We start from the raw sequence: 18,602 nt of genomic DNA, 5'->3' as shown, positions 1-18,602 counted from the left end.
CCCTTTAAGGGTCCCTTACCGGCCCACGTGACAGACTCTCTTCCGCTATGGACATATCCGGGACCCAGCTCAGAGCCGTGCGCGCGGCGCTGTTCACGGCACTCGTCGTGACGCTCAGCACCGCGTCGCACGTGCTGCTGTCCCGGGTCCCGCTGCCGCTGAACACGGTGGCCGCGGTCGCCGCCGCCGTGTTCGTCATCGCCTACGCGCTGGCCGGCCGTGAGCGCGGGTTCGGACGGATCGCCGCCCTGCTGATCCCGCTGGAGCTGGCCGCCGACACCGTCTTCACCACCGGCCAGCACGTCTGTTACGGCGCCGCGGGTGGCCCGGTCGCGGGCCCCCTGCGCTCCGTCGGCTTCGACGTCCTGTGCGGCGACGGCACCGGCGTCGGCACCCCGCTGGCCCGGGTCACCGGAACGAACCCCGAGCGGGCCGCCGACCTGCTCGCCCACGCCGACCCGACGGCGGCCTGGCTGCTGCTGGGCGCACACGTCGGCGTCGGACTCCTGGCCGCCGCCTATCTGCGCCGCGGCGAGCGGGCCCTGGCCCAGCTGCTGAGCGCGGTGGCGGCGACCACGTTCCGGCCGCTGCTCCTCGCGGCCGCCGCGGTGACGGTACGCCCGGCCCCGTCGACCCGACGCCTGCCGCGCTCCGCCCACCGCCCGGCCGTCATCCGCGACCGGATCCTCGTGCACTCCCTGGGACGCCGCGGACCGCCGTGCCCGACCGCTTTCGCATAGGCCTTCATAGGCCTTCATCAGGCTTCACGCGAACAGCCACTGAGCACCAGCAGTCCCCCATACGTATCCCGCGCACGGCAGGTGCGCGTCCCCACTGGAGAACACCATGAGCAAGCGGAACAGCCAGGCCGCGAAGACCGCCGCCCGCGAGCGGCTGCGCCAGGAGCGCGAGCGGCAGGCCAAGCGCGACAAGGTCAAGCGCCAGGTCATCGTGGCCGGTTCGATCGTCGGCGTCCTCGCGATAGCCGGCGGCATCAGCTACGCGGTGATGCAGGGCAACAAGCCCGGTTACTGGGAGGCCGCGAAGAACGACAAGCTCGTCAAGCCGGCCAACACCACCGGGAAGAACGGCACGACCGTCGTCATCGGCAAGGCCAGCGCCAAGAAGACCCTGGTCATGTACGAGGACCCGCGCTGCCCGATCTGTGCCCAGTTCGAGCAGGCGGTGGGCTCGACCGTCGACAAGGGCGTCGAGGACGGCCAGTACAAGGTCCAGTTCGTCGGCGCCACGTTCATCGACAACGGCGCGCCCGGCGAGGGCTCCAAGAACGCGCTCAGCGCCATGGGCGCCGCACTGAACGTCAGCCCTGAGGCCTTCCTCGACTACAAGAAGGCGTTGTACTCGGCGAAGTGGCACCCGGAGGAGACGGACGACAAGTTCAAGGACGACGACTACCTGATCGAGATCGCGAACACGGTCGACGCCCTGAAGAACAACAAGGAGTTCCAGAACGCCGTGACCAACGGCACCTACGACAAGTGGGCGCTGGACATGTCGGCCACGTTCGACGACAGCGGCGTGACCGGCACACCGACCCTGAAGATGGACGGCAAGACACTGACCGGTCCCGACGGGAAGAACGCGCCCATGACGCCGGCCCACTTCAACACGGCGATCGAGGCGGCCCTCAAGGCCTGACCCCGGGTCACGGACTCCGGTCGACCCCCAGCCGAAGAGCGGGCGAACTTTTACGAGTTCGCCCGCTCTCGTTCATACCGATCAGTAACCTGATCGCTCGTGACCAGTCGATACAGAACTCCACAGAGCGCCAACCCGCTTGCACCGCGCCGCCGTACGGTCGTCAAGGCCGCGGCGGCCACCGCTGTCTTGGGCGGCCCGCTCGCCGCCGCGCTTCCCGCGCGCGCCGCCGACGAGGCCCCCGCGTTCCTGCACGGTGTCGCCTCCGGCGATCCGCTCCCCGACGGTGTCCTGCTGTGGACCCGGGTGACGCCCACCGCGGCGGCGGTGCCCGGCTCCGGGCTCGGCCCGGACACCGAGGTGAGCTGGACCGTCGCCACCGACAAGGCGTTCATGAACGTCGTCGCCAAGGGGTCGATCACCGCGACCGCCGCCTCCGACCACACGGTCAAGGCGGACATCCGGGGCCTCGCACCCGCGACCGACTACTGGTTCCGCTTCTCGGCGGGCGGCACGGACTCCCCGGTGGCGCGCACCCGCACCGCGCCGGCGGCGGACGCGGCCGTCTCCCATCTCCGCTTCGGCGTGGTCTCCTGCGCCAACTGGGAGGCCGGCTACTTCGCCTCGTACCGCCATCTCGCCGCCCGCGGCGACCTGGACGCCTGGCTGCACCTCGGCGACTACATCTACGAGTACGGCACCGGCGAGTACGGCACACGCGGCACCGTCGTACGGCAGACCTCGCCCGCCCACGAGATCCTCACGCTCGCCGACTACCGCGCCCGGCACGGGAAGTACAAGACCGACGCCGACCTCCAGGCCCTGCACGCGGCGGCTCCGGTCGTCGCGATCTGGGACGACCACGAGATGGCCAACGACGCCTGGGCGGGCGGCGGCGAGAACCACACCGAGGGCGCCGAGGGCACCTGGGCCGCCCGTCAAGCCGCCGCCAAGCAGGCGTACTTCGAGTGGATGCCGGTCCGTCCGGCGCTCGCCGGCACCACCTACCGCCGGCTCCGCTTCGGCAAGCTCGTCGACCTTTCCCTGCTCGACCTGCGCTCCTTCCGCTCGCAGCAGGTCGCCGTGGGCAACGGCGAGGTCGACGACCCGGACCGCACGCTCACCGGCCGCGCCCAACTCGACTGGCTGAAGGCGGGCCTGAAGTCCTCCGACACCACCTGGCGGCTGGTCGGCAACTCGGTGATGATCTCGCCGTTCGCGATCGGCTCGCTCTCCGCGGACCTCCTCAAGCCGCTGGCCAAGCTGCTGGGCCTGCCGCAGGAGGGCCTCGCCCTCAACACCGACCAGTGGGACGGCTACACGGACGACCGCCGCGAAATCCTCGCCCATCTGCGGTCCAACGCGATACGCAACACCGTCTTCCTCACCGGCGACATCCACATGGCATGGGCCAATGATGTGCCGGTGAACGCCGGGACCTACCCGCTGTCCGCCTCGGCAGCAACGGAGTTCGTGGTCACGTCGGTGACGTCGGACAACCTGGACGACATCGTCAAGGCGCCCGAGGGCACGATCTCCGCGATCGCCTCGCCGATCATCCGCGCCGCCAACCGGCACGTCCACTGGGTCGACACCGACCGCCACGGCTACGGCGTCCTGGACATCACCGCCGCCCGCGCGCAGATGGATTACTACGTCCTGTCCGACAAAACGAAGCAGAACGCGACCGCGTCCTGGTCCCGCTCCTACCGCACACGCAACGGCACGCAGAAGGTCGAGCGGACCTACGACCCGGTGTAACGGCCGGCTACACGTCCAGGCTTTCGAGGAAGCCGAGCGCCACCCGCCAGGTGGCCTCGGCGGCCTCCTCGTCGTAGTCCGGCAGGTCGGGGTCGGTGTACAGATGACCGGCCCCGGCGTATCGGTAGATCTCCACGTCGGCGCCCGCTCTGCCCATCTGCAGATACCAGGCGCTCAGCCAGTCGTCGGTCTCGAACGGGTCCGGCTCGGCGACATGCAGTTGCACCGGCAGACCGTCCACTGAGACGTTCGGCGCGAGGTCCGACGTGCCGTGCAGAAGCAGCAGCCCGCGCGCCTTCTCGTCGCCCAGCGCCAGGGTCTGCGCGATGGACGCGCCGAGCGAGAACCCGGCGTACACCAACCCCCGCTCGGAATACGGCGCCGCGGCCAGCACGGCACGCTTCAGCAGCTCGTCCTTGCCGATCTCGTCCTTGAAGGTCATGCCCTCCTCGACCGTCCCGAACGTACGCCCCTCGAAGAGGTCCGGCGTCCACACCTCGTGTCCGGCGCCGCGCAGCCGGTCCGCCGCCGCGCGCACCGCGGGCCTGAGGCCGAAGGTCGAGTGAAAGAGCACGATGTTCATGAGGCCATGGTGCCAGCCGGGTACGACAACGCCCCGCGACGCCCGCCACGAGGGACCCGCCGCGCACCGGGGGCGGCATGTTCACGCCCCCCGGTCGGCGGTTACGGTTCGGAGGATGGAGAACATACTCCGCCCGCTGATCGTCATCGGCGGCTCGATCGTGCTGCCGCTGCTCATCGGCTGGGCCACCGACCTACTGCTGCGCAAGGCCGACGAACGGCACACCGAGACCCCGCTGTGGGGCCTGCTGCGCCGCGCCCGGATTCCCTACCAGGTCGTGCTGTGCGCGGCGGTGCTCAGAGGGTCGTACGACGAGGCGAGGCTGCTGGAGGAGTACGAGGTCGGCATCGGCCGGGTGCTGACGCTGGTGCTGATCGGGGCCACCGCCTGGCTGATGGTCGGGATCGCCGCGTCCGTCGTCGAGACGTCGTACAGCCACTATGCGCGCGCCCACCGCGACCCGGCCCGGGTCCGGCGGGTCCGTACCCAGGTGACGCTGATCATGCGCGTGGTGGCGGCGATCGTCGGCGTGGTGGCCGTCGCCGCGATGCTGCTGACGTTCCCGGCGATGCGCGCGGCCGGCGCCTCGCTGCTGGCGTCGGCGGGCATCCTCGGCATCGTCGCCGGTGTCGCCGCGCAGTCGACGCTGGGCAACATGTTCGCGGGGCTGCAGATCGCCTTCGGCGACATGGTGCGCATAGGCGACACGGTCGTCGTGGACGGCGAGTGGGGCACGGTCGAGGAGATCACACTGACGTTCCTGACCGTACGGACCTGGGACGAGCGCCGGATCACCATGCCGGTGTCGTATTTCACCTCCAAGCCCTTCGAGAACTGGTCGCGTGGCGGCGCCCAGATGACCGGCATCGTCTACTGGCAGCTCGACCACTCGGCCCCGGTGGAGGCGATGCGTGAGCAGCTGCGCGACATCCTGCGCGAGTGCCCGGCGTGGGACGGCCGCCACTACGGCCTGGACGTCACGGACGCCACCGCGAGCACCATGGAGGTGCGGGCGCTGGTGACGGCCAAGGACGCGGACGACATCTGGACGGTACGGGTCACGGTGCGCGAGCGGATGATCCGCTGGCTCGCCGAACAGCACCCGTACGCGCTGCCCCGCGTCAACACGGCGGACGCGGTGCTGCCGCCCGGGCACGTCGACGGCCGCGCGTTCCGCGACGGCTCCGCCTCCCGCCGCGCCCATGACACGCCGCGTTCCGGAGACCGCTGACCGTCAGTGCCCGCGCTCGGCGCCGCCGTTGACCTGGATCACCTGGGAGGTGATGTGCCCGGCGGCGTGGGAGGCGAGGAAGTGCAGGGTCGCGGCGATGTCGCCGGGCGTCCCGGCCCGTCCGGTCGAGGTCTCCCCGATGAGCCGTTCCCGCCGTGCCGCGCCCATCGTGTCCCCGAAGAACCCGGTGTCCTCGACATACCCCGGCGCGACCACGTTCACGGTGATCGCCCGCGGCCCCAACTGCCGGGCCAGTTCATGGGCGTACGGATGCAGCGCGGCCTTGGCGGCGGCGTACGCCCCGCTTCCCGAACCCCGGAACGCGGCGATGGAGCTGAGGAACAGCACCCGCCCACCGGGCTCGGCGAGCCGCTCCTTGAGTGCCTCGGTGAGCAGCACGGCGGTCAGCGTATTGAGCCGAAAATTGACGGTCCAGTTGTGGGCGACGGCATCGAGCGGGTCGTCGCCCTCAGCCGGCGTCTCCAGAATCCCGCTTCCCCCGGCACTGTGGACCAGCACGTCCACAGTCCCGAACTCCCGCGCCACGAAGTCCGCGACGCCGCGCACCTCACGCGGATCGCTGAGATCGGCGGCACAGGTCAGCGCGCCGGGCACCCCGGCGTCCGCCAGCACCTCGGCCCGCCGCCCGAGGAGCAGCACCTGGTCCCCGTCACCGGCGAAGAGGTGCGCCGTCGCGAGCCCGATCCCCGTACCGCCACCACTGATCACCACATTGCGAGCCATGATCAAACCCTACGACCGCCGGCCGCCGACGGTGGGAGATCACCTCGAACCACGCACATTCCAGTGCCCCCGGACGCCCAGCGCGCCATGCGCACCCTCCGTGCTACACAGTCCGCCGCATCGCCCGATGCGGCATCCCCGCGTCCAGGAACTCCGGCCCGTACGCCGCGTACCCCAGCCGCTCGTAGAACCCCATCGCTTGGGTCTGCGCATGCAGATCCACGGCCCGCAACCCACGCGCGCGTGCCGCCTCCTCGATGGCCCGCACCAGTGCCGCCCCGACGCCCAGCCCGCGTGCCGCCTTCGTCACCGCGAGCCTGCCGAGCGAGCCGACCGACGGATCACCGCCGTTCTTCGCGGCGGCCTCCTCGCCGCACAGCAGCCGCCCGGCCCCGAGCGGCGTCCCGTCCTCCCGAACGGCCAGCACATGCACCGCTACGGCGTCATAGGCGTCGTACTCGAGATCCTCGGGCACGCCCTGCTCGACGACGAAGACCTCCTTGCGCACGCCGAAGCACACCTCACGGTCGCCGGGGTCCTCGGCGACCCGGACCACGTACGACACAGGCGCGGAACTCATGCGTACGTCTCCTCGCGGACCTGGTCCAGCGCCTTCTGCAGGTCGGCCGGGTAGTCGCAGGCGAACTCCACCCACTGGCCGTCGCCGGGGTGCTCGAAGCCGAGCCGTACGGCGTGCAGCCACTGGCGGGTCAGGTGGAGCCGCTTGGCGAGGGTCGGGTCGGCGCCATAGGTCAGGTCGCCGACGCAGGGGTGCCGGTGGGCGGCCATGTGGACGCGGATCTGGTGGGTGCGGCCGGTCTCCAGCTTCACATCGAGCAGGGAGGCCGCGCGGAACGCCTCGATGAGGTCGTAGTGCGTCACGGACGGCTTGCCGTCGGCGGTGACCGCCCACTTGTAGTCGTGGTTGGGGTGGCGGCCGATGGGTGCGTCGATGGTGCCGCTGGTCGGGTCGGGGTGGCCCTGGACCAGCGTGTGGTAGCGCTTGTCGACCGTGCGCTCCTTGAACTGGCGCTTCAGCGAGGTGTACGCGCGCTCGGACTTGGCGACCGCCATCAGCCCCGACGTACCGACGTCGAGACGGTGCACGATGCCCTGGCGCTCGGCGGCGCCGGACGTCGAGATGCGGTACCCGGCGGCGGCCAGCCCGCCGATGACCGTCGGTCCGGACCACCCGGGGCTGGGGTGCGCGGCCACGCCGACCGGCTTGATGATCACGACCACGTCCTCGTCGTCGTGAATGATCTCCATGCCCTCGACCGGCTCGGCGACCACCTGCACCGGCGCGGGCGCCTGCGGCATCTCGACCTCGAGCCAGGCGCCGCCGTGCACCCGCTCGGACTTCCCGACCACCGAGCCGTCGACCGTGACCTTCCCCGCCGCTGCCAGCTCGGCGGCCTTGGTACGGGAGAAGCCGAACATGCGGGAGATGGCGGCGTCGACGCGCTCGCCCTCCAGGCCGTCGGGCACGGGCAGGGTACGGATCTCGGGAAGCGTGCTCACCCGTCGAGTATGCAGGACAGCACTGACACCCCCGACCGCGCGCTCAGTCCTTGTGGACGGTGCCGTCCGGGTCGAGCCCCCGGAACGACAGCAGCACGATCAGGATGCCGCCGCACACGATCGCCGAGTCGGCCAGGTTGAACACCGCGAAGTGCTTGGGCGCGATGAAGTCGACGACCGCGCCCTCGAAGACGCCCGGCGAGCGGAAGATCCGGTCGGTGAGGTTGCCGAGCGCACCGCCCAGCAGCAGGCCGAGCGCGATCGCCCAGGGCAGGCTGTACAGCTTGCGGGCGAGGCGGGCGATCACGACGATCACGGCCGCGGCGATCACGGTGAAGATGACGGTGAAGGCCTCGCCGAAGCCGAAGGCCGCGCCCGCGTTGCGGATCGCCTCGAACTTCAGCCAGTCCCCGATGATCTCGATCGGCTCGTGGTGTTCCAGCTTGGCGACCACGATCATCTTGCTGATCAGGTCCAGGGCGTACGCGAACGCGGCCACGGCGAACAGGACAGCGATCCGGCGCTTGCCCCTGGCCCGCTCACCGGTGCTCTCCTGCCCATCCCCACCGGACGACTGCTCCGGCTCCGCTCCAGCTCCCTCAGGGGAATCCGGCGTACCGATGATGCGCTCCGCCTCTGCCACGTGAGTCCCTCAACCTAGGTACCTGACTGAGCACGAGGGTACGGCACGCCTCCTGGCACCGGCGTGCTGAGGAGGCGTACGAGGAACCGGCCGCCGCGATCAGTAGCGGCGCTCCTGCTTCTGCTTGCACTCGACGCACAGGGTGGCCCGTGGGAAGGCCTGCATGCGCGCCTTGCCGATGGGGTTCCCGCAGTTCTCGCAGAGGCCGTACGTACCCGCGTCGAGCCGCACCAGGGCGCGCTCCGTCTGGATCAGCATCTCGCGCGCGTTGGCGGCGAGGGCCAGCTCGTGCTCGCGCGTGATGTTCTTGGTGCCGGTGTCCGCCTGGTCGTCGCCCGCACCGTCCCCGGAGTCCCGCATCAGACCCGCGAGCGCCTCCTCGGACGACGTGATCTCGGTGCGCAGCCGCGTCCCCTCGGACAGCAGCTCGGCACGCGCCTCCTCGACCTCCTCCGGGGTCCAGGGGTCCTCACCGGGGCGCACCGCGAGCTCGCCCGGCTCCACCGCCGCGGCGACCCGTGCCTTGGGAACGGCGGTCTTCGCCGCCGTGGCCGTGCCAGGAGTCTTCTTCGCAACCACCGTCGTGGCTCCCGTCTGCTTCGCGGCCTCGGCCGCGCCCGCCTTCTTGGCCGTGCTCTTCTTCTTGGCCGCGCTCTTCTTGGAGGTGCCCTTCGCAGGCGTGCCCTTGGGGGCGCCGTCCTGCTCACCGGCACTCTTCGGAGCAGCCGTCTTCTTCGCGGCCGCCTTCTTCGTACCGGCCGCCATGGCCTCCTCCTTCGCGGCCGCCTTCTTCGTTACGGCCTTCTTGGCCCCCGCCTTCTTGGCAGTGGCCTTCTCTGCTCCCGCCTTCTTGGCTGCCGTCTTCGTGGCGGTCACCTTCTTGGCGGTCGCCTTCTTAACGGTCGCCTTCTTGGCCGCCGCCTTCTTCGAAGGAACCGAGGGGGCCGCCTTCGATGTCGCCGTTGCCTTCTTGGCGGCGGTCTTCTTGGCAGCCGTCTTCTTGGCAGCCGTCTTCTTGGTGGCGGTCTTCTTCGCTGCCCCCTCGGATGCCGCCTTCTTCTCCGTCGCCTTCTTCTCGGCCGCCCTCTTGTCCGTGCCCGCCTTTCCCCGGGCGGCAGCCCCCCGCACCGTCTTCACCGGCCTCGCCGGCTCCGCCGCCTTCGCGGCTTTCCCCGCGGACCCCCCTTGCGTGCTCTTCTTCCCGCTCACGTCCTTGGCCGCGCTGCCGGAGCCACGTGTGGATCTGCCGGACGCCGACTGCTGTACGGCGGTCTTCTTCGCCACCATGGCCGCGGCCCCTTCACATATTGTGATCTTGCTCGCGAATCGTGCTGGGACGATAAATCGACTTGAGTCCCGCGGCAACGGGGCACGCCGCCCGATTCGCCCGCCCCGCAAGCGCCGGGCGGGAAGCCTGCATCCGTTGTGCCCAGCTCTCCGCCGGGTAATCCGCCGAGCCCGTTGTCCCGGGATCCGAGCGCGCACACCTGGCCAATCGGGTCATCCCGGAACCCGCCGCCGCTCCGCCCCCGGCCACCGGAAAACCGGTCGGCCGCTGTCCGCGCGGCGCCGTACACTGGGCGGAGCGAAAAGCGTGGATGGGGACGAGTAGCGGCGTACGCAGCCCAGAGCGACCCGGGGACGGTGGAAGCCCGGGGGCGAGCGCGACGTGAAGATCACCCCGGAGCCGCCGGAAGAAACCCCGCCAGGGGCGGTAGACCCGGCATCGCTACCCCAATGAGGGGGCTCACCGACGCACCGGTTGCGGCGGGGAGCCAAGGAGGGTGGTACCGCGGGAGCGCGCCGAAGGCGGCGCAAGGAAAGACGTAGCTCTCGTCCCTCCGGTCGGAAGGCAGAAAGTCCGCCGGAGGAAGCTCGCTGATGACAACGCCGACGTACCGCCAGGTGCCCGCCCAGGTCGACCTGCCCGCGCTGGAGCACGCCGTGCTCGACTTCTGGCGTGAGCAGAAGATCTTCGCCAAGACCCTGGAGCAGTCCGAGGGCCGCCCCGAGTGGGTGTTCTACGAGGGCCCGCCCACCGCGAACGGCATGCCGGGCGCCCACCACATCGAGGCACGCGTCTTCAAGGACGTCTTCCCCCGCTTCCGCACCATGCGCGGCTACCACGTGGCCCGCAAGGCGGGCTGGGACTGCCACGGCCTGCCGGTGGAGCTGGCGGTCGAGAAGGAGCTCGGCTTCTCCGGCAAGCAGGACATCGAGGCGTACGGCATCGCCGAGTTCAACGCCAAGTGCCGCGAGTCGGTGACCCGCCACACGGACGCCTTCGAAGCGCTCACGACGCGCATGGGCTACTGGACCGACCTCAACGACCCCTACCGCACCATGGACCCCGAGTACATCGAGTCCGTCTGGTGGTCGCTGAAGGAGATCTTCAACAAGGGCCTGCTGGTCCAGGACCACCGCGTCGCCCCCTGGTGCCCCCGCTGCGGCACCGGCCTGTCCGACCACGAGCTGGCGCAGGGCTACGAGACGGTCGTCGACCCGTCCGTGTACGTCCGTTTCCCCCTCACCTCCGGCCCGCTCGCCGGCCAGGCCGCGCTCCTCGTCTGGACGACGACCCCCTGGACCCTGGTCTCCAACACGGCCGTCGCCGCCCACCCCGACGTCACCTACGTCGTCGCGACCGACGGCGACGAGAAGCTCGTCGTCGCCGAACCCCTGGTCGCCAAGGCCCTCGGTGAGGGCTGGGAGACCACCGGTCAGACCTTCACCGGCGCCGAGATGGAGCGCTGGACGTACCAGCGCCCGTTCGAGCTGGTCGAGTTCCCCGAACCCGCCCACTACGTGGTGAACGCCGAGTACGTCACGACCGAGGACGGTACGGGTCTGGTCCACCAGTCCCCCGCCTTCGGTGAGGACGACCTCAAGGTCTGCCGCGCGTACGGCCTGCCCGTCGTGAACCCGGTCCGCCCCGACGGCACCTTCGAGGAGGACGTCCCCCTCGTCGGCGGTGTCTTCTTCAAGAAGGCGGACGAAAAGCTCACAGAGGACCTCCAGCAGCGCGGCCTGCTCTTCAAGCACATCCCGTACGAGCACAGCTACCCGCACTGCTGGCGCTGCCACACCGCGCTCCTCTACTACGCGCAGCCGTCCTGGTACATCCGCACCACGGCCATCAAGGACCGCCTCCTCCAGGAGAACGAGGACACCAACTGGTTCCCGGAGACGGTCAAGCACGGCCGGTACGGCGACTGGCTGAACAACAACATCGACTGGGCCCTGTCCCGCAACCGCTACTGGGGCACCCCGCTGCCGATCTGGCGCTGCGCGGACGACCACCTCACGGTCGTCGGCTCCCGCGCGGAGCTGACCGAGCTGACCGGCACCGACCAGTCGGCCCTCGACCCGCACCGCCCGTTCATCGACGACGTCACCTTCGACTGCCCGCAGTGCGCCCAGACCGCCACACGCGTGCCGGAGGTCATCGACGCCTGGTACGACTCGGGTTCGATGCCGTTCGCGCAGTGGGGCTACCCGTACAAGAACAAGAACCTCTTCGAGGCCCGCTACCCGGCGCAGTTCATCTGCGAGGCCATCGACCAGACCCGCGGCTGGTTCTACACGCTGATGGCCGTCGGCACGCTGGTCTTCGACAAGTCGTCGTACGAGAACGTCGTCTGCCTCGGCCACATCCTCGCCGAGGACGGCCGCAAGATGTCCAAGCACCTGGGCAACACCCTGGACCCGATCCCGCTGATGGACCGGCACGGAGCCGACGCGGTCCGCTGGTTCATGGCGGCCGGCGGCTCCCCGTGGGCGGCACGCCGCGTGGGCCACGGCACGATCCAGGAGGTCGTCCGCAAGACCCTCCTCACGTACTGGAACACAGTCGCCTTCCAGGCCCTGTACGCCCGCACGTCCAACTGGGCCCCGAGCGAGGCCGATCCGGCTCCCGCCCACCGCCCGCTCCTGGACCGCTGGCTGCTGTCCGAACTGCACGCCCTCACCGACCAGGTGACCCAGTCCCTGGAGGCCTACGACACCCAGCGCGCCGGCAAGCTCCTGTCGGCGTTCGTCGACGACCTGTCCAACTGGTACGTACGCCGCTCCCGCCGCCGCTTCTGGCAGGGCGACAAGGCGGCGCTGCGCACGCTGCACGAGGTCGTCGAGACCGTCACGAAACTCATGGCCCCGCTGACCCCGTTCATCGCCGAGCGAGTCTGGCAGGACCTGATCGTGCCGGTCACGCCCGGCGCCTCGGAGTCGGTACACCTGGCGTCCTGGCCGGAGGCCGACCTCTCGGCGATCGACCCGGAGCTGTCGAAGCAGATGGTCCTGGTCCGCCGGCTGGTGGAGCTGGGCCGTGCCACGCGCGCGGAGTCGGGCGTCAAGACGCGCCAGCCGCTCAGGCGCGCGCTGGTGGCGGCGACGGGCTTCGACTCCCTCAACCCCGAGTTGCACACGCAGATCACGGAGGAGCTGAACGTCGAGTCGCTGGCGTCGCTGTCCGAGGTGGGCGGCTCGCTGGTCGACACGACCGCGAAGGCCAACTTCCGTGCCCTGGGCAAGCGGTTCGGCAAGCGCGTCCAGGACGTGGCCAAGGCCGTCGCCCATGCGGACGCGGCAGCGCTGTCGCTGGCCCTGCGTGAAGGCACGGCGTCGGTGGAGGTCGACGGCGAGACGATCACCCTCGCCCCCGACGAGGTGATCATCACGGAAACCCCGCGCGAGGGCTGGTCCGTGGCCTCCGACTCCGGCGCGACGGTCGCCCTCGACCTGGAGATCACGGAGGAACTCCGCCAGGCGGGCCTCGCCCGTGACGCGATCCGCCTGATCCAGGAGGCCCGCAAGAACAGCGGCCTCGACGTGGCCGACCGCATCGCGCTCCGCTGGACGGCGACGGACCCCGCAGTGATCGCCGCTCTGTCGGAACACACGGAGTTGATCGCCGACGAGGTCCTCTCCACGGACTTCGCCCAGGGAGAGGCGGACAACACATACGGCTCCCCGTTCACGGACGAGCCCCTGACCCTGACGTTCCGCCTACGCAAGGCATAGCCACACGCGAGCCCGCAGACCTGCGGACAGCCGACCCGCCCAGGCTGCGGGCATTCGTGCCGCCTAGGGCGGCACGGGTGGGCGCAGGCGGCACCCCGTAGCGCCGGGCTGCGCAACCCACCCCACCCCAGCCCCAACGCCGCGCACCTCAAGGGCCCAGCCCGCCGAAACTCCTTCGGCGGCCCGGGCCTTCGGCGTTGCGTACGTCGGACACCGCACCCAGACCCGAACAAACACCGCAGACGAACGCACACGCACACAGCAAAGGGCGGGGCCCCGGATCAGAAACCCGGGGCCCCGCCCTGAACGCTGCCGACGTCTACGCCGTACTACGAACCGTCAGTTGTCGTCCTCGTCAATGAGGAACCCCCGCATCGGCGAGGGAGCCTGCCCCATCGGACCAGGACCCTGCGGCCGCACCGGCGCCATCGGCTGGGTCATCGCCGGCGACATCTGCTGCTGACCGCCGTAGGACGGAGCGGCCGGAGCCGGGCCACCGCCCATGCCCTGGTTGCCGCCGTACGACGGCGCGCTCGCACCGGCCGGAGCCATGGAAGGCGCCGGGGACGGCGGGAGGGACGCCGTGGCCGGGGTGCGCGGCGGAGCCAGCGAGTCGTCGGACTGGGTCTCCAGCTGACGCAGCTGCGACTCCAGGTACGACTTCAGCCGCGTGCGGTACTCGCGCTCGAAGCCGCGCAGGTCCTCGACCTTGCGCTCCAGCGTGGCGCGCGCGGACTCCAGGGAGCCCATCGCGACACGGTGCTTCTCCTGCGCGTCCCGCTCCAGGGCGTCAGCCTTGGCACGGGCGTCCCGCTCGAGACCCTCGGCACGCGAACGCGCCTCGCCGACGATCTTGTTGGCTTCGGAACGGGCCTCGGCGATCGCCTGATCGGCGGTCTGCTGGGCCAGCGAGAGGACACGGGCGGCGCTGTCGCCACCGGGGCCCTGACCGGGGCCGCCCATCGGACCGCCCATGGGGCCGCCCATCGGGCCACCCATCTGCTGCTGCATGGGGGGCTGGCCACCCATGTGGCCCTGACCCATCGGACCCTGGCCCATCGGACCGGGACCCTGCGGGCCACCCTGACCCTGACCGCCGGGACCGGCGGGCAGCTGCGGTGCACCGCTCGGCAGCTGGGGCGGGCCACCCATGGGGCCACCCATCTGCTGCTGCGGCGGGCCCGATATGCCGGCGGGCACGGGGGCACCCGGCCCGCGCATGCCCTGCTGCGGCATGCCGCCCTGCTGCTGGTCCTGCGGACCGGGACCCTCCGGCGGCTTGCGCATGTTCTGCTGGTTCTGGGCAGCAGCGCGCGTGGCGGCGGCCAGCTTGGCGCGGAGGTCCTCGTTCTCGCGGAGCAGGCGGGTCAGTTCGGCTTCGACCTCATCGAGGAAGGCATCGACCTCGTCCTCGTCATAGCCTTCTCGGAGGCGGACGGTCGTGAACTGCTTGTTCCGCACGTCCTCGGGGGTCAACGGCATCTCTTCACCTCAACGTAGTCGTCGGCATTCGGCAAGACGGTAGTTCACATCGCTCACAGCCGACTCACGATCGAAATCAGGATGTAGACGATGATCATCAGTACGAAGAAGGACAGGTCGAGCGCCACGCCCCCGAGACGCAGCGGCGGAATGAACCGCCGCAGAAGCTTGAGCGGTGGATCAGTGACAGTGTAGGTGGCCTCCAGAACGACCACCATCGCCTTGCCGGGTTGCCATGAGCGGGCGAACTGGAAGACGTAGTCCATGACCAACCGGAAGATAAGCACGATGAGGAAGCACATCAGCGCGATGTAGACGACTTGCAGGACCACGCTCATGACCCTTGCTTCCCTCTCCCCTGATCCGTGCTGTTCGGTACTGCTGTTTCCGGTGGTGCGTCTCAGCTCTGGTTGAAGAACCCGCCCTCTGCGATACGGGCCTTGTCCTCCGCCGTGACATCGACGTTAGCAGGCGACAACAGAAACACCTTCTGCGTCACCCGCTCGATGCTGCCGTGAAGACCAAACACCAAACCGGCCGCAAAGTCGACAAGTCGCTTGGCGTCTGTGTCATCCATCTCAGTCAGATTCATGATCACCGGGGTGCCCTCACGGAAGTGTTCCCCGATGGTACGGGCCTCGTTGTAGGTCCGCGGGTGAAGTGTGGTGATCCGGTAAGGCTCTCGTTCCGACACGACCTTGGGCATGATCACCGGTGCGTTCTTCTCCAGGTTTTGACGTTCTTGTGTGATGGATGCCACGGGCGCGATGCGCGCCGGACGCCCGGATTCCGCGGGCAGTGCGGCCGCGTGAGGCACCGGATCGCGCGGCGCCGGAGGCTGCACCACTCGTACCGATTCATCCCTTTGGGACTGATGTGAGCCGTGGGACTGGTGCGACGGTTCGTGTCGCCGGTGGTCCCGTTCGGGCTCCGGGTCGAGTTCGGGTTCGAAGTCGTCGTCGGGGTCGAAACCGCGGCCGTCGTACCCATCGTCCTCCACGAGGCCGAGGTAGACCGCCATCTTGCGCATCGCGCCGGCCATGCTCTGAGTCCTCCGCTCTGTGGTGGATCGGCTGACGACTGCCAAGTGCCAGGGATCCACGAGGTCGTTACGCCCGCTGTACAGCGGTAATGACCATATTTTCTGCTGTGGTCCGACTCTTGGCGACGTTACCCGAGCCCGGCGCGGACTCCGAGTACCGCAGTGCCGACGCGCACATGTGTCGCTCCGGCTGCCACGGCTTGCTCGAGGTCCGCGCTCATTCCTGCCGAGACCATGTTCGCAGCCGGATGTGCCCTGCGCAGGTCAGTCGACAAATCCATCATGCGCTCGAACGCCGCCAGTTCGCGTCCCGCGTACTCCCCGGCGAGCGGCGCGACGGTCATCAGCCCGTCGAGCCGCAGCCCCGGAGACCGAGCCACCAGTTCGGCCAACTCGGCGATTCCGCCCGGTGCCACGCCTCCCCGCTCCCCTCTGCCGCTCGCGCCCGCGTCGAGCGCGACCTGGATCAGGCAGCCCACCTCGCGCTCGGCGCGCACGGCCTCCTTCGAGAGGGCCGTCACCAGCCGGGAACGATCGACGGACTGCACATGATCCGCGTAACCGACCACGGATCGCACCTTGTTGGTCTGGAGCTGACCCACGAAGTGCCACGTAAGGGGCAGATCCGAGCATTCGGCGGCCTTGGGTGCCGCGTCCTGGTCACGGTTCTCGGCGACATGGCGGACACCGAGTTCCGACAGGATTCGCACATCACTCGCCGGGTAGGTCTTGGTGACCACGATCAGGGTCACCTCTTCGCGCTTGCGCCCGGCGGCCACGCACGCCGCCGCGATGCGCTCCTCCACCTTCGCCAGGTTTACGGCGAGTTCGTCCTTACGGTCCGTCATGCCCCATCAGTCCAGCCAGACATAGCCCGCGAGCCGACCGGTGGTGCGGTCGCGGCGGTACGAGAAGTGGTCGCCCGACTCCAGCGTGCACACCGGCGACTGCTCCCGGTCGCGCACCCCGAGCCGTTCGAGCTGCGCATGCACGCCGGCGCTCACATCGACGGCGGGTGTACCCCAACTCGTCTCGGCGTACGCCGTCGGCTCCACTGCGGCCACCTCGGCTCGCATCGCCTCCGGCACCTCGTAGCACCGTCCGCAGACGGTGGGTCCGGTGCGGGCGACGATCCGGGACGGCTCGGCGCCCAGCTCCATCATCGCGCGTAGCGCGGCGGGCACCACCCCGGCGATCATGCCGGGCCGTCCCGCGTGAGCAGCGGCGACGACCCCGGCGACCGGGTCGGCGAGAAGCACGGGCGTGCAGTCGGCGGTGAGGACGGCGAGGGCGAGTCCGCGTCGCACGGTCACGATCGCATCGACCTGCGCGGCGGGCCGGTCGCCCCAGGGCCCGTCCACCACCGCGACGTCGTTGCCGTGCACCTGGTTCATCCAGACCACGTCGGCCGGGTCGATGCCCAGCGACTTGGCGGCCAGTTCGCGATTGGTCCGTACGGCGTCGGGGTCGTCGCCGACCGCGCCGCCGAGGTTGAGCTCCTCATACGGAGCGGCGCTCACCCCGCCCCACCGGTCGGTGAAGCCGAAGTGCGCGCCGCTCACGCTCTCGCGCTGTCCTATCACTTCAGGAAGTCCGGCACGTCCAGCTCCTCGGCCGCGCTGTCCGAGTAGGACCGGGACGGCGGGACCGGCGGGGCGACCGGGATGTCGTTGACCGGCTCCGGCGCGGGCGGCTCCGGCTCCTCCTTCGGCTTGACGCTGCCGAGCGAGCCGAAGGACGGACGACTCTCGGCCTGCCGTACCGGAGTCGGCTCCTCGCGCTTGGTCGCTGACGAGCCGAGGACGTTGTCCCGCTTGGACGGCGGCTGGCCCCCGTCGAAGCCGGCCGCGATCACGGTGACCCTGACCTCGTCGCCGAGGGCGTCGTCGATCACCGCGCCGAAGATGATGTTGGCTTCGGGGTGCGCGGCCTCGCTCACCAGCTGGGCGGCCTCGTTGATCTCGAACAGACCGAGGTCCGAACCACCGGAGATGGAGAGCAGCACACCGCGGGCACCGTCGATGGACGCCTCCAGCAGCGGCGAGGAGATCGCCATCTCGGCGGCGGCCACCGCGCGGTCGTCACCGCGGGCCGAGCCGATGCCCATCAGGGCCGAACCGGCCTCGGACATGACCGACTTGACGTCGGCGAAGTCGAGGTTGATCAGGCCGGGCGTGGTGATGAGGTCGGTGATGCCCTGGACACCGGAGAGCAGGACCTGGTCGGCCGATTTGAAGGCGTCGAGCACCGAGACCTGGCGGTCCGAGATGGACAGCAGCCGGTCGTTCGGGATGACGATGAGGGTGTCGACCTCTTCACGGAGTTCGGCGATGCCGTCCTCGGCCTGGTTGGCGCGGCGCCGTCCCTCGAAGGTGAACGGGCGGGTCACCACGCCGATGGTGAGCGCGCCGAGGGACCGGGCGATGTTGGCCACGACGGGCGCGCCGCCGGTGCCGGTGCCGCCGCCTTCACCGGCCGTCACGAAGACCATGTCGGCCCCCTTGAGGACCTCCTCGATCTCCTCGCGGTGATCCTCGGCCGCCTTGCGGCCTACGGCCGGGTTGGCTCCGGCCCCGAGTCCGCGGGTGAGTTCGCGGCCGACATCGAGCTTGACGTCGGCGTCGCTCATCAACAGCGCCTGCGCGTCGGTGTTGATGGCGATGAACTCGACGCCCTTGAGACCGACCTCGATCATCCGGTTGATGGCATTGACACCACCGCCGCCGACACCGATGACTTTGATGACTGCGAGGTAGTTCTGCGGTGCTGCCACGTCGAAGGCCTCTCGCCTCGAGTTACGTGCCGCCGGCCCGCCGAAGCACTGCTGCCTCGCGATCCGGCGACTGATGCCGAATGGGACGGTCCGAACGCCGACCCGAACCCTAACGTTGAAGTTTAGGGTTACCAGTGTGTGTGT

Annotated in this window: 17 protein-coding genes; 5 read left to right on the top strand and 12 right to left on the bottom strand. The window is 69.8% G+C overall.

What is annotated here, in order from left to right; translation table 11 throughout:
* Positions 1-47: 47 nt before the first annotated feature.
* From ACTWQO_RS37725 to ACTWQO_RS37715, 3 genes are all read left to right on the top strand, one after another.
* Complete coding sequence (locus tag ACTWQO_RS37725; protein ID WP_443241889.1) at positions 48-740, top strand: hypothetical protein; 693 nt, start codon at positions 48-50, stop codon at positions 738-740.
* Between the two features lie 106 nt (positions 741-846).
* Entirely contained in the window at positions 847-1,659 is an 813-nt protein-coding gene (locus ACTWQO_RS37720; protein ID WP_443241888.1) for a thioredoxin domain-containing protein, read from the top strand.
* A 99-nt stretch (positions 1,660-1,758) separates the two neighbouring features.
* Positions 1,759-3,420 (top strand): alkaline phosphatase D family protein, encoded by a 1,662-nt coding sequence (locus tag ACTWQO_RS37715; protein WP_443241887.1) that lies wholly within the window; start codon positions 1,759-1,761, stop codon positions 3,418-3,420.
* Between the two features lie 7 nt (positions 3,421-3,427).
* Here ACTWQO_RS37715 and ACTWQO_RS37710 read toward each other — a convergent pair whose 3' ends face one another.
* Positions 3,428-4,003, bottom strand: a complete 576-nt coding sequence (locus ACTWQO_RS37710) for a dienelactone hydrolase family protein (protein WP_443241886.1) — start codon at positions 4,001-4,003, stop codon at positions 3,428-3,430.
* 115 nt (positions 4,004-4,118) lie between these two features.
* Between ACTWQO_RS37710 and ACTWQO_RS37705 the strand changes: the two genes are divergently transcribed.
* Positions 4,119-5,234, top strand: coding sequence for a mechanosensitive ion channel family protein (locus ACTWQO_RS37705; RefSeq protein WP_443241885.1), 1,116 nt, complete (start codon positions 4,119-4,121; stop codon positions 5,232-5,234).
* Between the two features lie 3 nt (positions 5,235-5,237).
* Here the strand turns inward: ACTWQO_RS37705 and ACTWQO_RS37700 are convergent, their stop codons facing one another.
* The 5 genes from ACTWQO_RS37700 to ACTWQO_RS37680 form a co-directional block, all read right to left on the bottom strand.
* Complete coding sequence (locus ACTWQO_RS37700) at positions 5,238-5,978, bottom strand: SDR family NAD(P)-dependent oxidoreductase (RefSeq protein ID WP_443241884.1); 741 nt, start codon at positions 5,976-5,978, stop codon at positions 5,238-5,240.
* Positions 5,979-6,081: 103 nt separating this feature from the next.
* Positions 6,082-6,558 (bottom strand): GNAT family N-acetyltransferase, encoded by a 477-nt coding sequence (locus ACTWQO_RS37695; protein ID WP_443241883.1) that lies wholly within the window; start codon positions 6,556-6,558, stop codon positions 6,082-6,084.
* Positions 6,555-7,499, bottom strand: a complete 945-nt coding sequence (locus ACTWQO_RS37690; RefSeq protein WP_301979214.1) for an RluA family pseudouridine synthase — start codon at positions 7,497-7,499, stop codon at positions 6,555-6,557. The genes ACTWQO_RS37695 and ACTWQO_RS37690 overlap by 4 nt, the downstream gene beginning before the upstream one ends.
* A gap of 43 nt (positions 7,500-7,542) precedes the next feature.
* Positions 7,543-8,142: a signal peptidase II gene (lspA, locus tag ACTWQO_RS37685; RefSeq protein ID WP_443241882.1), complete on the bottom strand. Its 600-nt coding sequence runs from the start codon at positions 8,140-8,142 to the stop codon at positions 7,543-7,545.
* Positions 8,143-8,241: 99 nt separating this feature from the next.
* Positions 8,242-9,429 carry a TraR/DksA family transcriptional regulator gene (locus tag ACTWQO_RS37680; RefSeq protein ID WP_443241881.1) on the bottom strand — a complete coding sequence of 396 codons (1,188 nt, stop codon included), beginning with the start codon at positions 9,427-9,429 and terminating at the stop codon, positions 8,242-8,244.
* Between the two features lie 594 nt (positions 9,430-10,023).
* On the opposite strand from ACTWQO_RS37680, the gene ileS reads away from it, so the two are divergent.
* Entirely contained in the window at positions 10,024-13,161 is a 3,138-nt protein-coding gene (gene ileS, locus ACTWQO_RS37675; protein ID WP_443241880.1) for an isoleucine--tRNA ligase, read from the top strand.
* Between the two features lie 339 nt (positions 13,162-13,500).
* Here ileS and ACTWQO_RS37670 read toward each other — a convergent pair whose 3' ends face one another.
* The 6 genes from ACTWQO_RS37670 to ftsZ form a co-directional block, all read right to left on the bottom strand.
* Positions 13,501-14,643 carry a DivIVA domain-containing protein gene (locus tag ACTWQO_RS37670; protein ID WP_362951561.1) on the bottom strand — a complete coding sequence of 381 codons (1,143 nt, stop codon included), beginning with the start codon at positions 14,641-14,643 and terminating at the stop codon, positions 13,501-13,503.
* A gap of 53 nt (positions 14,644-14,696) precedes the next feature.
* Positions 14,697-14,981: a YggT family protein gene (locus tag ACTWQO_RS37665; protein WP_443241879.1), complete on the bottom strand. Its 285-nt coding sequence runs from the start codon at positions 14,979-14,981 to the stop codon at positions 14,697-14,699.
* Positions 14,982-15,043: 62 nt separating this feature from the next.
* A complete protein-coding gene (locus tag ACTWQO_RS37660; RefSeq protein ID WP_210576123.1) occupies positions 15,044-15,685 on the bottom strand; it encodes a cell division protein SepF in 642 nt (213 codons plus the stop codon).
* Positions 15,686-15,813: 128 nt separating this feature from the next.
* Positions 15,814-16,533: a YggS family pyridoxal phosphate-dependent enzyme gene (locus tag ACTWQO_RS37655; protein WP_443241878.1), complete on the bottom strand. Its 720-nt coding sequence runs from the start codon at positions 16,531-16,533 to the stop codon at positions 15,814-15,816.
* Between the two features lie 6 nt (positions 16,534-16,539).
* A complete protein-coding gene (pgeF, locus tag ACTWQO_RS37650; RefSeq protein WP_443241877.1) occupies positions 16,540-17,268 on the bottom strand; it encodes a peptidoglycan editing factor PgeF in 729 nt (242 codons plus the stop codon).
* Positions 17,265-18,458, bottom strand: coding sequence for a cell division protein FtsZ (ftsZ, locus tag ACTWQO_RS37645; RefSeq protein ID WP_443241876.1), 1,194 nt, complete (start codon positions 18,456-18,458; stop codon positions 17,265-17,267). Before ftsZ ends, pgeF begins: the two co-directional genes overlap by 4 nt.
* Positions 18,459-18,602: the final 144 nt, after the last annotated feature.

Origin of the sequence: Streptomyces sp. 4N124 (assembly GCF_052245395.1) — a bacterium.
Classification (GTDB): domain Bacteria; phylum Actinomycetota; class Actinomycetes; order Streptomycetales; family Streptomycetaceae; genus Streptomyces.
Note: the sequence above shows the minus strand (reverse complement) of the source record. Positions and strands in the feature narration are given on the sequence as shown.

Excerpts from the sequence above, each read along its gene's own strand:
- ACTWQO_RS37680 (WP_443241881.1), bottom strand. The coding sequence starts at position 9,429 with ATGGTGGCGAAGAAGACCGCCGTACAGCAGTCGGCGTCCGGCAGATCC.
- ACTWQO_RS37720 (WP_443241888.1), top strand. The coding sequence starts at position 847 with ATGAGCAAGCGGAACAGCCAGGCCGCGAAGACCGCCGCCCGCGAGCGG.
- ACTWQO_RS37710 (WP_443241886.1), bottom strand. The coding sequence starts at position 4,003 with ATGAACATCGTGCTCTTTCACTCGACCTTCGGCCTCAGGCCCGCGGTG.
- ileS (WP_443241880.1), top strand. The coding sequence starts at position 10,024 with ATGACAACGCCGACGTACCGCCAGGTGCCCGCCCAGGTCGACCTGCCC.
- ACTWQO_RS37665 (WP_443241879.1), bottom strand. The coding sequence starts at position 14,981 with ATGAGCGTGGTCCTGCAAGTCGTCTACATCGCGCTGATGTGCTTCCTC.
- ACTWQO_RS37705 (WP_443241885.1), top strand. The coding sequence starts at position 4,119 with ATGGAGAACATACTCCGCCCGCTGATCGTCATCGGCGGCTCGATCGTG.
- ACTWQO_RS37670 (WP_362951561.1), bottom strand. The coding sequence starts at position 14,643 with ATGCCGTTGACCCCCGAGGACGTGCGGAACAAGCAGTTCACGACCGTC.
- ACTWQO_RS37725 (WP_443241889.1), top strand. The coding sequence starts at position 48 with ATGGACATATCCGGGACCCAGCTCAGAGCCGTGCGCGCGGCGCTGTTC.
- ACTWQO_RS37660 (WP_210576123.1), bottom strand. The coding sequence starts at position 15,685 with ATGGCCGGCGCGATGCGCAAGATGGCGGTCTACCTCGGCCTCGTGGAG.
- ACTWQO_RS37700 (WP_443241884.1), bottom strand. The coding sequence starts at position 5,978 with ATGGCTCGCAATGTGGTGATCAGTGGTGGCGGTACGGGGATCGGGCTC.
- ACTWQO_RS37695 (WP_443241883.1), bottom strand. The coding sequence starts at position 6,558 with ATGAGTTCCGCGCCTGTGTCGTACGTGGTCCGGGTCGCCGAGGACCCC.
- ACTWQO_RS37655 (WP_443241878.1), bottom strand. The coding sequence starts at position 16,533 with ATGACGGACCGTAAGGACGAACTCGCCGTAAACCTGGCGAAGGTGGAG.